The organism is Paenarthrobacter sp. JL.01a (genome assembly GCF_025452095.1).
Taxonomy (GTDB): Bacteria; Actinomycetota; Actinomycetes; order Actinomycetales; family Micrococcaceae; genus Arthrobacter.
Window position 1 is genome coordinate 48858 of the sequence record NZ_CP104877.1, and the last position, 13464, is coordinate 62321.

Here is a 13464-nt window from a genome sequence, read left to right on the forward strand (position 1 = left end):
CAAAGATGGAAACCGCAATGCACACCACCACTGCAAAAAAGGTCCGCTCCGTCAGGCCAGTTGGTACACGGGCTGTCTTGGCCGAGCTGGATGGCCTGCAGGACGTGCTTGCTTTGCAGGACATGCTGTACAAATCCCCGTTGCCGGGGCAGGTGGACGTCCTGGCCGCGGCGGAAACGGTCATGGTGGTCGGCGAGTCGGCGTCCGCAACCCGCGCCATCGGTGCACGGCTCCTGGAACTGGAACTCACCGTTCCGGAAGTCACTGATTCCGGATTGGTGGTCATCGACACTGTGTACGACGGCGAGGACCTCGCCGACGTCGCGGAACTGACCGGACTGAGCATCGATGGTGTGGTTGCGGCGCACACGGGACAGATCTGGACGGTGGCCTTCGCTGGCTTCGCGCCCGGCTTCGGCTACATGGTGGGGGAAAACGAAGCCCTCACCGTGCCCCGCCGCTCGTCACCGCGCACGGCAGTGCCCGCGGGCTCCGTGGCCCTCGGCGGTCAATACTCCGCCGTCTACCCCCGACGCTCGCCCGGTGGATGGCAGTTGATAGGCAGGACAGGGGCCCACATGTGGGACCTGGACCGTCCCCAGCCGGCGCTTGTTCGGCCTGGAGACCGCGTGCAGTACCGGGCGGTCCGTGAGGTCGTGACGGCGGCGGCCCCTGAGTCCGAAGCCGATTCGGACCACCACACCGGTCCTGGTCTTCGGATTCTCAACCCCGGTGCTCAGAGCCTTATCCAGGACCTGGGCCGTCGTGGCTACGGCCCCCTCGGTGTTTCCGCTGCGGGCGCCTTGGACAGGGCTTCGCTGCGCAGGGCCAACCGCTTGGTGGGCAACGCCCCCTCAGCTGCGGCCATTGAGTCCGTCAACGGCGGGCTCACGGTGGAAGCTGTCGGAGACCAAGTACTTGCCGTGACCGGTGCGCCGACAACGCTGACCGTTCAGTCGCCGTCGTGGGTTGAATCCGACGACGACGGCGACGTCCAGCCGGGTCCCCTACGGACCGTCCCGGTGGCCGCACCTTTCGCACTGCTCGACGGCGAAGTCCTTACTGTGGGCGCTCCCGAAGCGGGGTTCCGGAACTATCTGGCAATACGCGGCGGAGTGGATGTGCCCGAGGTTCTTGGAAGCCGATCGGCGGATACGATGTCCGGCATCGGTCCTGCGCCGTTGGTTGTCGGCCAGGAACTCCCGGCAGGGCACTCAACCGAGTCAACCGCCGTCGGCAGCCCTGAGCTGCAACCGGACTTTCCCGGTGACGGCGTTACCGTTCTCGACGTCGTTCCGGGCCCGCGCGCCGACTGGTTCGACCAAACTGCCCTCGAGTCCCTGACGGGCCAGGACTGGCTGGTCACCCCGCAGTCGAACCGCGTGGGGATGCGCTTGGACGGCACTCCGCTCAAGCGCACCCGCGAGGGCGAGTTGCCCAGCGAAGGAACCATGGCCGGCGCCCTCCAGATCCCGCCCGCGGGACTGCCCGTGCTCTTCCTGGCCGACCATCCCATCACAGGTGGTTATCCAGTGATCGGCGTGGTTCGTGACGAACACCTGGACCTGGCGGCGCAAGTGCCCATCGGCGGCCGGATCCGTTTCCGGCTCGTCTCCGACACCCCAGACTTCAGCAAGAACCCAGAGAAGTGAGTATTTGATGCGCAAGGTCCTGATCGCGAACCGCGGCGAAATCGCTGTCCGCGTCGCCCGAGCCTGTGACGACGCCGGTATCGCCTCCGTCGCCGTCTACGCCGATATTGATGCCGATGCCATGCACGTCGGCGCAGCAGCTGAAGCGTACAGCCTGGGCGGAAACAGCCCCGCTGACACCTACCTGAATATCGAAAAGCTGCTCTCCGTTGCTGCCCGTTCCGGTGCGGACGCCGTCCACCCCGGTTACGGTTTTCTCTCCGAGAATGCAGACTTCGCCCAGGCAGTGCTCGACGCCGGACTTGAGTGGATCGGTCCCTCGCCGGAGTCGATCCGCCAGTTGGGCAACAAGATCACCGCCCGGGAAATCGCGGTGCGTGCCGGGGCGCCCCTGGTTGCCGGCAGCGACGGGCCAGTGTCCTCTGCCGCAGAAGCACGCGCTTTCGCCGAGGAGCACGGACTCCCGATCGCCATCAAGGCAGCCTTCGGCGGAGGCGGCCGCGGACTGAAAGTGGTCCGTGAACTGGCAGAAGTCGAAGAAGCCTTTGACTCCGCAGTCCGTGAAGCCGTAGTTGCCTTCGGTCGAGGCGAGTGCTTCGTGGAGCAGTATCTCGACCGCCCGCGGCATGTTGAGGCCCAGATCGTCGCTGACAAGCACAGCAACGTCATTGTGGTGGGAACCCGCGACTGCTCGCTTCAGCGCCGGCACCAGAAGCTCGTTGAGGAAGCTCCGGCACCCTTCCTCAGCGACGAGCAGCGCCAGCGGATCTACGACGGAGCCAAGGCAATCATTCGTGAGGCCGGCTATTACGGCGCAGGGACTGTGGAGTTCCTTGTGTCCGCTGACGGAGCCGTGGCTTTCCTCGAGGTCAACACGCGCCTTCAGGTGGAGCACCCGATCACTGAGGAGACCGCGGGGATCGACCTTGTGCAGGAACAGTTCCGCGTTGCTGCCGGGTTGCCACTGAGCATCACCAAGGATCCCGTTGCGCAGGGGCACTCCTTTGAGTTCCGGATCAATGCTGAGGATGTCGGCCGTGGGTTCCTGCCCTCGCCGGGCACGGTTTCCGGCTTCGAGGTGCCCACGGGGCCCGGGATCCGCGTGGACAGCGGAGTGCGCTCGGGTTCGACAGTTCCGCCGCAATTCGATTCCTTGTTGGCCAAACTGATCGTCTCAGGGGCTGACCGGCAGCAGGCCCTTCGCCGGGCACGCCGTGCCTTGAAGGAATTCAACATCTCTGGCCTGGCCACGGTTTTGCCGTTCCACCGCGCAGTTCTCGAGGCTGACGATTTCACCTCCGTGGTCGGGCTACGCGTGCACACCCGGTGGATCGAGACCGACTTCGCGGACCAGATCCCCGTCGACCCCAACTACAGCGCTGCGGCCCCCCTTGGCGAACGACGCACCATCACCGTGGATGTCGACGGCAAGCGGCTTGCTGTGGGTCTTCCTGCGGATCTGCTGGACGGCTGGGCCCGCTCGGGGCAAGGTCTGCCGGCTGCGGCGGATGTCACAGGGCAGCCTGGTTCTGTCGCCGGTGATGCGCCTGCCGAATCAGCCCTTGTCTCCAGCATGTCCGGCACCGTGGTGAAGTGGCTCGTGGAACCCGGCGCCACCGTGGCTGCCGGGGACCCCTTGGTTGTCCTGGAGGCCATGAAGATGGAAATCCAGGTCCCGGCACACCGCACAGGCACGCTCTCGGAAGTACTTTCCGCGCCCGGGGGAGTCGTGGCGGCCGGCGCAGTGCTGGCCCACATCGAGTAACCCGTTGCCGGCCCGCTGTTGCGTCGTTGGCCAACAACGCAATAGCGGGCACGCGACGCAACAGCGGTTACGCGACGAGCTACGACGACACAGTTACACCGAGCACGCTGTCCAGCAGCCCGTTGCGGAACTTGCCCGTGGGGTCGTTGGCCTGAGCCAGGCCCCGGAAGTCCTCGAACCGTGGGTATAGCGTGGAAAAGTCGTACTGGTCCGGCGTGAACAGCTTGCCCCAGTGCGGGCGTGAACCAAACGGCCGCAATGCTTCCTCCAGCTCGGGAAGGACGGCTTCTACCTCCGGCTGCATCGGCTTCCAGGTGAAGTGCAGGGCCACGCTTTGCTGCTTGTAGAACGGGCTCAACCAGAACTCATCGGCGGCAATCGTGCGGATCTCCGAGATAAACAGCAACGGTGCCAGCTTGTCGGCGAGGCCACGAACGGCGGACAAAGCTGCCGACGCCTGGTCCAGTGGCAGCAGGAATTCGCTTTGGAGTTCTTCCCCGTTACTGGGAGTGAATTCGTGACGGAAGTGCGGCAGGCGATCCAACCATTTGCCGGCGACGTCCAATTGCTCGGTGCAGTTCTCGGCCGACATGTCCGGCAAAGGATGCATGGCCACTGTGGCCGGGGTGGCACCAAAAAGGTCAGGCAAGGCGGCCTCCGTATCAAGTGCTTTGAGCCAGACCTGGGGGATGGTGTCGCCCGTATAGTTCGTGAAGAAACTGACGCTGTAGGCACTGGACGCGATAGCCTGGAAGTTCGCCAGAGCGCCGTCCCACGAGAGATTGGTGAGCACGCGCTGCCGGACCTCGTAGCTCGGACGGACCGCGAGCTCCAGCCCAGTGACGATGCCCAGGGCTCCCACGCCAACCACGCTGGCGAGGAATTCGTCGTCGTCGGCCGTGAGGGTGACCAGGTCGCCTGAGGCGCGCACCAGGTCAATACCCACGACGGCGGCCGCCAGGGACGGGTTGTTGACGCCACTGCCGTGGGTGCCTGTTTGGATGGCACCCGCCACGGAGATGTGCGGAAGGGACGCAAGGTTGTGGATGGCGTAACCCTGCTCCTCCAACGCCCGGCCCAGGGCCCCGTAGCTGATGCTGCCGTTGACCTTGACGGTGCCTTTATCCCTGTTGAGGACAACTTCCTGGGGGAGTGCATCCAAGAGAAGGTGCGTGCCCGGGGTGTCGGCAACGGTGTTGAAGGAATGCCGGGAGCCGAGGGCTTTGATCTGAGTCGCCTTGGCCACGAGCTCCCGCAGCTCTTCCACGGAGGTGGGCCGCTGCACTTCCGCGGACGAATACTCGAGGTTACCTGCCCAGTTCTTCATTGAATGATTCTTCCCTTTTGATCCATGCCGACAGCTTTAATTGTTCATGTTCTTAACTAATTGCGTCAAGGGCAGTCCGGTCCGGGAATGTAGAGTTCAAGGACCGCCGTCTGTCAGGAGCCTCCCGTGAGCAAAGGACCCAAACCCACTATCCGGGATGTCGCAAACGCTGCGGGCGTTTCCTTGACCACTGTCTCGTACGTGCTGTCCGGTCGTCACGGTGGGACCACGCGGATCAGTCAGCCGACCCAGGACCGGGTGTTGTCTGCCGTGAAGGAGCTGGGCTATGTGCCCAACCAGGCCGCACGTGGGATGCGACGGGGCAAAACCGACGTCGTCGCCGTCGCTATCGGAAATCTGGAATGGCCCTGGGACCGGGCGTTGGCTACTACGGCGGCGAACATCCTTCCCGAGCATGGCTATCAGCCGGTGATCCTCTTGGGCGAAGACTGGCGTAAGTTCATGATGTCAGGTGGGGCCGACGGCGTCATTATTGGCTACTTTCCCGAAGCGAAATCGGAGGACGAAACCGTCACCGAACTGGCCCGCCGCGGTGTTGCCCAGGTGGTCATCTCGGGGACCATGAAACCCCATGGTTTCGACGTTCTGGCTCCCGAACCGGAGGTTGGACTGGCTGAGGGGATGGCCTTCCTGACCGCTTCGCACCGACGGATTGCGTGCATCCGCAGGGCCGATCCGGCGGGACGACCTGCGAGCCGGTTCGCTTCCTACGTGCAAGGGCTGGAGGCGGCGGGTATCTCCCTGGATGAGTCCCTTGTCCGGACATCGCAGCACCGCCCTGCCCTGGCGTACCAGGCGGCGCTTGAGTTGCTGCAACTGCCGGACCGCCCCACCGCCATCCTCTGCACCGACGACATGGAGGCACTGCAGGCCATCAGAGCAGCCTTCCGCTTGGGGCTGCGCGTGCCCGAGGATGTCCAGATCGTCGGCGTGGGGAATTCCACCGAGGGGCAGGAATACGATCCCGCTCTGACAACAGTGGGGCCGGAGCCGATTTTCGAGCAAGTGGTGAGGATGCTGCTGGACCGGCTCGAGGGAAGCGCGCCTGCAGAGGGCGTGCGGGTCGCCTCGCCGTGGAAACTGCAGTTACGCGGAACGACGACGGCGGGCGGCTGACGTGTCGTCCGACGACCTGACCCAAGTGCCACGCCTACCGAAAATTATCCGAAGTACGGCGGGGAAAAGGCACGATGGTCGAGCGTCTGGATGGGACGTTCATTGGTCGACGCACGAGCCATGATTGGCCACTTGTCGTGCTTCAGCGATGGGGGCCCGGCAAGCTCCGGGCTAGCTGCCCCTGGTGTGGGCGAACAGTTGCCGAAGGGTGAAGAAGCAACCCAGTGCGCTGAACAGCAAGGCAAGCAGGAAATCGACCGCGTACCCATTTACCAGGTCCCGGTTGGTGGAAAGGTTGTATAGGAGCAGGTCCCAAGTTTCGGCGTCGGCCAGCATCGTTAGCGGAGAACGGCCGCCAATGAATTTTGCTGCGTCCAGCAGCATGCCGCCCCAAAATGAAAGCAGGACGGTCACCAGCGTTATGGCTGCGACCACCCACGCGCCGCGGCGGCTGATTATTGCACCGGTCCCCAAGACATACAGGCGGGCCGCCACAGTCGCGACGATGAAGGCAACAATGGATGCCATCCAACCCGTGTTCCACAGCAGCAGCCAAGAGGCCGCGCCAAGGGGAATAACCGCCAGCGCGAAGAGTGCGCCACGGACCACGTTCTCACCTGCTGCACGAACCGGTACCGGGGCTTGGGACTGGCTGGCCGGGGGAGTCCATCCACCGGGTGCCCGCAGCCCGAACTGGGGTTCTGCTGGAGCGCGGCCGACACGTTCGCCCGCCTCTGGTGCACCGGATTCTGAGCGCTCTGGCATGCTTCCCCCAATATGTGTGATGTGCAAATCCCGCTTATTATCACACGGCTCGACCCGGGTCCTGACACGGATGACAACGAAGCGGGCGGAGCTCGCCTCGTCGTTGCCTTTCTTCGGAATTGTGCTGAAGCGACCTGAACAGCACCTAGTCCTTCAGCGGCCTCCGCGCCAACCACGCTGCAACGATCGCACCGGAGATGTTGTGCCACAGTGAAAACACGGCGGACGGCAACGCAGCCAATGCGCCGAAGTGCGCAGTGGCCAGGGTCGCCGCGAGTCCTGAGTTCTGCATCCCGACCTCGAACGCCAAGGCACGGCGGGCCTTGTCATCCAAACGCCCCAGCTTGCCGGCCAGGTAGCCCAGTCCAAGGCCGAAGCCGTTGTGAAGCACAACAGCCAGGAACACGATGCCGCCTGCGGCAACAATCTTGCTGGCGCTGCCGGCCACAACGATGGCCACGATCAAGGAGATGACGACGGCTGAAGCCCAAGGAAGCACCGGAAGCACCTTCGCCACGAGCTTCGAGAGGAACAACCTCGCAAGGAGGCCCGCGATGACGGGCAGCAGCACTGTCTTGACGATGTCCAAGACCATGGCCCCGGCGTCGATATTCAGGAACGAGCCCGCCAGGAAGAGCGTCAGTGCGGGCGTCACCAGCGGCGCTATCAGCGTGGAGACGGAAGCGACGGCGACGGACAGGGCCACATCGCCCTTGGCCAGGAACGCCATCACGTTGGAGGCCGTGCCGGAGGGCGCGCAACCAACCAGGATCAGGCCGACGGCAAGCTCCGGTGGCAATTGCAGCAATACCGCGATCAACCATCCGGCGCCGGGCATGATGACATAGTGCGCCACGATTCCCAGAGCTACGGCCCAGGGACGCCGGGCCACGGAGGCGAAATCCGGAGGGGTCAGGGTGAGACCCATGCAGAACATGATGATGCCCAGCAAGTAAGGAACCGCAACGCCCATCGGCTTGAACAGATCCGGGATGAGGAACCCCAGGACGCCGGCCAGAACCACCAGGAGTGGGAAAACCGTGACGGCGATCCGGGCAATCCTGGCTTCGGCGGCGAGGGCAGGATTTGCCGGGGCTGCGGTTTCGGACGGGGAATTGGTTGCCTCAAGCATTCATCAATGCTCACACCAGCACTGCGCCTGGAACGACTTCGTTACATCCCACGGAACGTATATGTCAGACATCCGGCGTCCCGTCAGGGGTTGAGCTTGCCCGCGAGCCGCTCCCGCATGCGGACGCTGGCCTCATTCAAGCCGATGAACTCCACTTCGCGACCGTGGTTCCTGTACTTTTCGGTCACTGAATCCAGCACGGAAACCGAGGAAGCGTCCCAAATATGCGAGCCGTGAAGATCGATGATCACGCGATCTATGCCTTCTGAGGAATCTTTCGCGTAGTCGAACTGGGTGTACAGGTCGTTGGAGGAGGCAAAGAAGAGCTCACCATCCACGGTGTATGTCGCCACCGTTTCGCCGTTAAGTTCCAGTTCAGTCCTTTCCACCGTGGCAAAGTGGGCCACTCGACGGGCGAACAGCACGCTCGCGGCCAAAACCCCGACGCCGACCCCCACCGCAAGATTGTGCGTTGCGACCACAGCGGCAACAGTCAGGACCATGACGGCTGTCTCGGATTTGGGCAGGCGCTTCAGGGTTGAGGGACGGACGGAGTGCCAGTCAAAAGTAATCAGCGAAACGAAGATCATCACTGCCACCAGCGCGGCCATGGGGATCATTCCCACAACATCGCCCAGCACCACCACCAGGATCAGCAGGAACACGCCGGCCAGGAACGTTGAAAGCCGGCTTCGGGCGCCGGAGCCCTTCACATTGATCATGGTCTGCCCAATCACCGCGCAACCACCCAGGCCGCCAAGGAATCCAGTGACGATGTTGGCGGCGCCCTGGCCCCAAGAGACCCTGGTCTTGTTGGATCGAGTGTCGGTGATGTCATCCACCAGCTTGGCGGTCATGAGCGACTCCAGCAGTCCCACCAGTGCCATCGACAACGCAAAGGGAGCAATGATCTGGAACGTCTCCAAGTTCAGGGGCACGTTCGGCACGAAAAAGCCGGGCAGGCTGTCCGGCAGCTCGCCCTTGTCGCTGACGGTGGGTACATCGACGCCACCCAGCGCGGTGACCAGCGTGAGGAGCACGATGGCCACCAAGGGGGCCGGAACAGCCGTGGTCACCCGTGGCAGCAGAAAAACGATCGCCAGGCCCACGGCAACAATTGGATAGACCATCCAAGGAACGTTGAAGAGTTCGGGCATCTGGGACATGAACACCAAGATGGCCAGCGCGTTCACGAAACCGATCATCACCGACCGCGGGATGAAGCGCATCAACCGGGTAACCCCCAGGGCGGCGAGAATGATCTGGAAAACGCCCGCGAGGATGATCGTCGCAATCAGGTAGTCGAGCCCGTGCTCCTTCATCACCGGAGCGACCACCAGTGCAACGGCACCCGTTGCTGCCGAAATCATGGCTGGACGTCCGCCCACAAGAGCGGTCACCACGCCCATGGTGAAGGACGCGAACAATCCGATCCGCGGATCCACCCCCGCGATCACGGAGAACGCTATGGCCTCTGGAATCAAGGCCAGCGCCACCACCAACCCTGCGAGGGATTCAGTCAACAGGCGGCGGGGCGAACGGAAGGTCGCCCGCAGCGACATGAGTTGCTCAGGTGTCATGGTTGGCGCGGGTGTCATGGGTCCTTACAGTGCAGTCTGGCGGTAACGCTCAATCTGCTTAAGGCGCCGCTGGAGGCTGTCGCGCCGCGGGTGCGGAACGACGTCGGGCGCCTCAGCGGTGAGATCAATGTGTTCGGTTCCGTACTGCCACAGCAGGAGGTCGTCCAGGAGGCGGTCGGGACCGGGGGAGTAGCGGTGGTCGAGGGCCTTGCGGACTTCGGTTATCCGGTTGGCGCTGAGAAGCCCGGCCAGTTCCACGGTCTTGGTCAGTCCGTGGGCGGCAAGGAGTTCGGCGGCCCACCCCCAGTCGTCATCAACTTTACGGTCAACGTGCGGAAGGAGCGTACGCCAGACGTCACGTACCCGGTTGGGGGTCAACGGTGAGGCGCCTTCACCTTCGAGGTCCCAGTAGCCGCGGACTTGTTCGTACCGTTCGTGGAGATCAGCAAAAGCGCTCTCCACAGTCTCCAACATGGCTGCCGTGGCCGTGAATTGGCGGTCGAAATGCGGCGTCCAGGCGCGGGGATCCTCGGCCTTGAAGCGGATGTCATGCTCGATCTCGCTCCAGGCGTGGGCGAATACGGTGCGGATCTGGCACTCGAAGAAGTAGCTGCCGTTGGCCGGCATGTCCGGGTTGAAGACGTGCTGGTACTCCTTGACCGTTTCATTCTGGATGGTGCGCAGGATGAGGTGCCGGCTGGAGTAGCCGTAGGTCCCGGACTCGATGGAACCAATGTCCTTCTCGCGGTCGCCACGGCAATCGAACAGTTGACGCTGGCGTTTGATGATGTTGGCAACCGCTGCGTTTTCCGCCGGCAGCTTGGTGATGACGCGGATTCCCACCATGTCGTTCAGGGTGCGGAAGGGATCCGGGAACTTGAGCACGCGGGGGCCGCCCGGCTCAATGGGGTCATCTGTGCGGGAAATTTTTTCGCGGAACGACTCAACGGTCTTGGTCCGGCCCGTGACAAACAACGGCGTGACCTCGGCATCGTTCAACATGTCCCGCAGCGTCAGCAGGACATCGCGCGTGACCCGCTTCAACGCAGGGCGGACACGCTCATAGAGGGCCACATTCGCGTCCACTGCATCCCGCTGAGCCTGGTCCAGGCTGTCCCAATTGCTTGCCATGCCCCCAGCTTACGGTGCGGGTGCGACACTGAACCGGGCCAATCGCCGTCGGGGCGCCTCTAGCCAAACCCCGGAACCCTCGCGATAGGCTCAGTACAAAGGAGGGCGCAATGTTGCGGCACAAGTACAGCTACGGCGAACACCCCAGTCAGTGGGGCGAACTCTTCATACCTGAACCGAACAACGGAAACCATCGCGGCGCATCGGCTGTGGCCGGTGGAGTCGCCGTCGTGATCCATGGCGGCTACTGGCGCTCGCAGTATGGCGCTGAGCTCGGCGAGCCCCTGGCGCGGGACCTCGCAGCCCACGGAATTACCGCCTGGAACCTTGAATACCGGAGGGCCGGGAACGGCGGCGGATGGCCGCACACGTTCGAGGACATCCTGGCCGGCATCGACCACCTCTCTGAAATCGCAGGTAACCACGATCTCAAACTCGATAAAGTCGTAGCGCTGGGCCACTCGGCCGGCGGACACTTGGCCGTCTGGGCGGCCGGCCGGCAGCGGCTTTCGGCCATCGGAACGCCCGACGCCGACCGCCAACTCGTGCGGTCGCCCGAGGACAACGCAGTGCACCTGACAGGGGTGGTGAGCCAGTCGGGGCTCCTCAACCTTGCGGCCGCGGAGAAACTGAATCTGAGCAACGGCGCGGTGTGCAACCTCATGGGTGGCGATTCCGCTAGATTCCCCAAACGGCATAAATACGCAGACCCCATGAGCCTGCTGCCGATCGACGTCCCCGTATATGCCGTGCACGCCACAGAAGATGAGGACGTTCCCGCGAGCCAGTCCGAGGCCTTCGTCGCAGCGGCTACGGCAGCGGGAAGTTCGGCCCAGTTGCTGCGGGTCCCGGGCGATCACTTCGACCTCATCGACCCCAAAGCCGTCGCGTACAAGAAGTGCCGGGAACTGGTGCAGCGGCTGCTCTCGTAATTGTTGTGCTGCGGCGGTTGTCCTCTGGCAGAGTGGTCCCATGCTGACAGTCATTGGCGAGGCCCTGGTAGACGTAGTTCAACGCTCCTCTGGAATTGAAGCGCACGTTGGCGGCAGCCCGCTCAATGTTGCCGTCGGTTTGGCCAGGCTGGACCACCCGGTTCAGTTCATCGGCCGCTTCGGCAAGGACGCCTACGGCGACTCGGTCGCTGCGCACCTGCGGTCCAGTTCCGTGATGGTTCCGCTGCCGCCTGACGACAAGCCAACCAGCGTGGCAACCGCACGGATAGACGACGACGGCGCTGCCACTTACGCTTTCGACCTCACCTGGGAACTGCCCGGACTCGCCGGCCGGCTGCCCCTCATGCTGCAGGCTGCCACCTTGCTGCACACCGGCTCCATTGCCACCTTCCTGGAGCCGGGCGCTGCGGAGGTTCTTGCCGCCGTCGAGCATGCCCACCCGAGCAGCACCATCAGCTTTGACCCCAACTGCCGCCCGAGCATCATCACGGACGTTGAGTACGCGCGGACGCAGGCCGAGCGCTTCGTGGCGCTGTCCGACGTCGTTAAGGCGTCCGACGAGGACCTTGAATGGCTGTACCCGGGCGTTGATCCGACGGAATCCGCCCGTCGCTGGTTGACGCTGGGCGGCGAGGGCGGTCCGGCGTTGGTGGTGGTCACGCGTGGTTCGCTCGGCCCGTGGGGCATCACCCGTGCAGGGGAGACCCAGGTCCCGGCTCCTTCAGTGGACGTTGTGGACACCGTGGGCGCGGGGGATTCGTTCATGGCCGGGCTGTTGTCCGCGATCGTGGATCACGGGCTGGATGGCGCACAGAACCGTGAGGAACTGCGCGCCATGCCGGCTGAAACGCTCGCGGCGATCATGGATCACGCCACCCGCGCGGCCGCCATCACCGTGTCGCGCGCCGGAGCCAACCCGCCCACGCGGTCCGAGCTGAACCACGGACTGGCCTAGCCTGCTCCGTGGCCCGGGGCTACTTCTTCGCCTGCCTTGACCGGTCCCGGCGGAGTGCCGTCGCCGAAGGGCCGCCCACCCAGGGATTCGCGTCCGTGAGGCGTCAGCCAGCCCGAAAGATCCGGGCCTGCGGGGACGATCTGCGTGGGATTGATGTCCTCGTGGACGATGTAGTAGTGCTGTTTAATCTGCACGAAGTCGATGGTGTCTCCAAAGCCGGGCGTCTGGAACAGGTCCCGGGCATAGCCCCATAATGCGGGCATTTCGCTGAGTTTGTTGCGGTTGCACTTGAAGTGCCCGTGATAGACGGCGTCGAAGCGGGCCAAGGTGGTGAAAAGCCGAACGTCGGCTTCGGTGATGGAGTCGCCCACCAGGTAGCGCTGCGTTGTAAGCCGTTCCTCCAGCCAATCCAGCGCGTTCCACAGCCGGGTGTAGGCGGCGTCGTAGGCTTCCTGTGATCCTGCGAATTCGCATCTGTAGACGCCGTTGTTGACCTCGGTAAAGACGCGCTTGTTGACTTGGTCGATCTCCTCGCGAAGATGTTCCGGATACAGGTTCGGCGCTCCGGGGCGGTGGAACTCTGTCCATTCCGTGGAGAAGTCGAGGGTGATCTGCGGGAAGTTGTTGGTGACTACTTCTCCGCTGGGGATATCGACGATGGCCGGGACGGTAATGCCGCGCGGATAGTCGGGGAAGCGGCGGAAGAACGCTTCCTGGAGACGCTCGATTCCCAGGACAGGGTCCTTGCCGTCGGGATCGAGGTCAAAGGTCCAGGAGCGGGCGTCGTGGGTGGGTCCGGGCTGACCCAGGCTGATGACGTCTTCCAATCCCAGGAGCCGCCGGACGATCACTGTCCGGTTGGCCCATGGGCAGGCGCGGGCTGCGATCAATCTGTACCGTCCGGGCTCCACAGGCCAGCCGGGTTCTCCGTTTGGCCCGGCGGCACCGTCGCGGGTGATCCGGTCTTCGATGTAGTTGGTGTCCCGGTTGAACTCGCCACCTGTGACGTAGGCACCCCGGGTGCTGTGTTCTTCGACTGTGCTGGTCTTCTCACTCATCAACCCAGC

The 13464-nt window shown here is 63.8% G+C and carries 11 protein-coding genes; 5 read left to right on the forward strand and 6 right to left on the reverse strand.

What is annotated here, in order from left to right:
* The first annotated feature begins 5 nt into the window (after window positions 1-5).
* Window positions 6-1652, forward strand: a complete 1647-nt coding sequence (locus N5P29_RS00260; protein ID WP_262276722.1) for a 5-oxoprolinase subunit B/C family protein — start codon at window positions 6-8, stop codon at window positions 1650-1652.
* A 7-nt stretch (window positions 1653-1659) separates the two neighbouring features.
* On the forward strand, window positions 1660-3417 hold the full coding sequence (locus tag N5P29_RS00265; RefSeq protein WP_262276723.1) for an acetyl/propionyl/methylcrotonyl-CoA carboxylase subunit alpha: 1758 nt from the start codon (window positions 1660-1662) through the stop codon (window positions 3415-3417).
* Window positions 3418-3496: 79 nt separating this feature from the next.
* On the opposite strand, the gene N5P29_RS00270 is transcribed toward N5P29_RS00265, so the two are convergent.
* Window positions 3497-4744, reverse strand: a complete 1248-nt coding sequence (locus N5P29_RS00270; RefSeq protein WP_262276724.1) for a D-arabinono-1,4-lactone oxidase — start codon at window positions 4742-4744, stop codon at window positions 3497-3499.
* 126 nt (window positions 4745-4870) lie between these two features.
* On the opposite strand from N5P29_RS00270, the gene N5P29_RS00275 reads away from it, so the two are divergent.
* Window positions 4871-5881: a LacI family DNA-binding transcriptional regulator gene (locus N5P29_RS00275; RefSeq protein ID WP_262276725.1), complete on the forward strand. Its 1011-nt coding sequence runs from the start codon at window positions 4871-4873 to the stop codon at window positions 5879-5881.
* 171 nt (window positions 5882-6052) lie between these two features.
* Here the strand turns inward: N5P29_RS00275 and N5P29_RS00280 are convergent, their stop codons facing one another.
* The 4 genes from N5P29_RS00280 to N5P29_RS00295 form a co-directional block, all read right to left on the reverse strand.
* The gene (locus N5P29_RS00280) at window positions 6053-6646 is read right to left on the reverse strand and encodes a hypothetical protein (protein WP_262276726.1); all 594 of its coding nucleotides are present in this window, start codon (window positions 6644-6646) and stop codon (window positions 6053-6055) included.
* Window positions 6647-6791: 145 nt separating this feature from the next.
* Window positions 6792-7778: a bile acid:sodium symporter family protein gene (locus tag N5P29_RS00285; RefSeq protein ID WP_262276727.1), complete on the reverse strand. Its 987-nt coding sequence runs from the start codon at window positions 7776-7778 to the stop codon at window positions 6792-6794.
* Between the two features lie 83 nt (window positions 7779-7861).
* Window positions 7862-9358, reverse strand: coding sequence for a SulP family inorganic anion transporter (locus tag N5P29_RS00290; protein ID WP_262278631.1), 1497 nt, complete (start codon window positions 9356-9358; stop codon window positions 7862-7864).
* 24 nt (window positions 9359-9382) lie between these two features.
* On the reverse strand, window positions 9383-10489 hold the full coding sequence (locus N5P29_RS00295; protein WP_262276728.1) for a GTP pyrophosphokinase: 1107 nt from the start codon (window positions 10487-10489) through the stop codon (window positions 9383-9385).
* A 110-nt stretch (window positions 10490-10599) separates the two neighbouring features.
* Here N5P29_RS00295 and N5P29_RS00300 point away from each other — a divergent pair, with 110 nt between their 5' ends.
* Entirely contained in the window at window positions 10600-11421 is an 822-nt protein-coding gene (locus N5P29_RS00300; RefSeq protein ID WP_144660094.1) for an alpha/beta hydrolase fold domain-containing protein, read from the forward strand.
* 40 nt (window positions 11422-11461) lie between these two features.
* Window positions 11462-12397: a carbohydrate kinase family protein gene (locus N5P29_RS00305; protein ID WP_262276729.1), complete on the forward strand. Its 936-nt coding sequence runs from the start codon at window positions 11462-11464 to the stop codon at window positions 12395-12397.
* Here N5P29_RS00305 and N5P29_RS00310 read toward each other — a convergent pair.
* The gene (locus N5P29_RS00310; protein WP_262276730.1) at window positions 12394-13455 is read right to left on the reverse strand and encodes a glutathione S-transferase family protein; all 1062 of its coding nucleotides are present in this window, start codon (window positions 13453-13455) and stop codon (window positions 12394-12396) included. The two genes, N5P29_RS00305 and N5P29_RS00310, sit on opposite strands and share 4 nt — an antisense overlap.
* Between the last annotated feature and the right edge of the window lie 9 nt (window positions 13456-13464).

Bases quoted from the DNA above. Each gene is read 5' to 3' on its own strand.
- N5P29_RS00260 (WP_262276722.1), top strand. From the start codon at position 6: ATGGAAACCGCAATGCACACCACCACTGCAAAAAAGGTCCGCTCCGTC.
- N5P29_RS00265 (WP_262276723.1), top strand. From the start codon at position 1,660: ATGCGCAAGGTCCTGATCGCGAACCGCGGCGAAATCGCTGTCCGCGTC.
- N5P29_RS00270 (WP_262276724.1), bottom strand. From the start codon at position 4,744: ATGAAGAACTGGGCAGGTAACCTCGAGTATTCGTCCGCGGAAGTGCAG.
- N5P29_RS00280 (WP_262276726.1), bottom strand. From the start codon at position 6,646: ATGCCAGAGCGCTCAGAATCCGGTGCACCAGAGGCGGGCGAACGTGTC.
- N5P29_RS00285 (WP_262276727.1), bottom strand. From the start codon at position 7,778: ATGCTTGAGGCAACCAATTCCCCGTCCGAAACCGCAGCCCCGGCAAAT.
- N5P29_RS00290 (WP_262278631.1), bottom strand. From the start codon at position 9,358: ATGACACCTGAGCAACTCATGTCGCTGCGGGCGACCTTCCGTTCGCCC.
- N5P29_RS00295 (WP_262276728.1), bottom strand. From the start codon at position 10,489: ATGGCAAGCAATTGGGACAGCCTGGACCAGGCTCAGCGGGATGCAGTG.
- N5P29_RS00300 (WP_144660094.1), top strand. From the start codon at position 10,600: ATGTTGCGGCACAAGTACAGCTACGGCGAACACCCCAGTCAGTGGGGC.
- N5P29_RS00305 (WP_262276729.1), top strand. From the start codon at position 11,462: ATGCTGACAGTCATTGGCGAGGCCCTGGTAGACGTAGTTCAACGCTCC.
- N5P29_RS00310 (WP_262276730.1), bottom strand. From the start codon at position 13,455: ATGAGTGAGAAGACCAGCACAGTCGAAGAACACAGCACCCGGGGTGCC.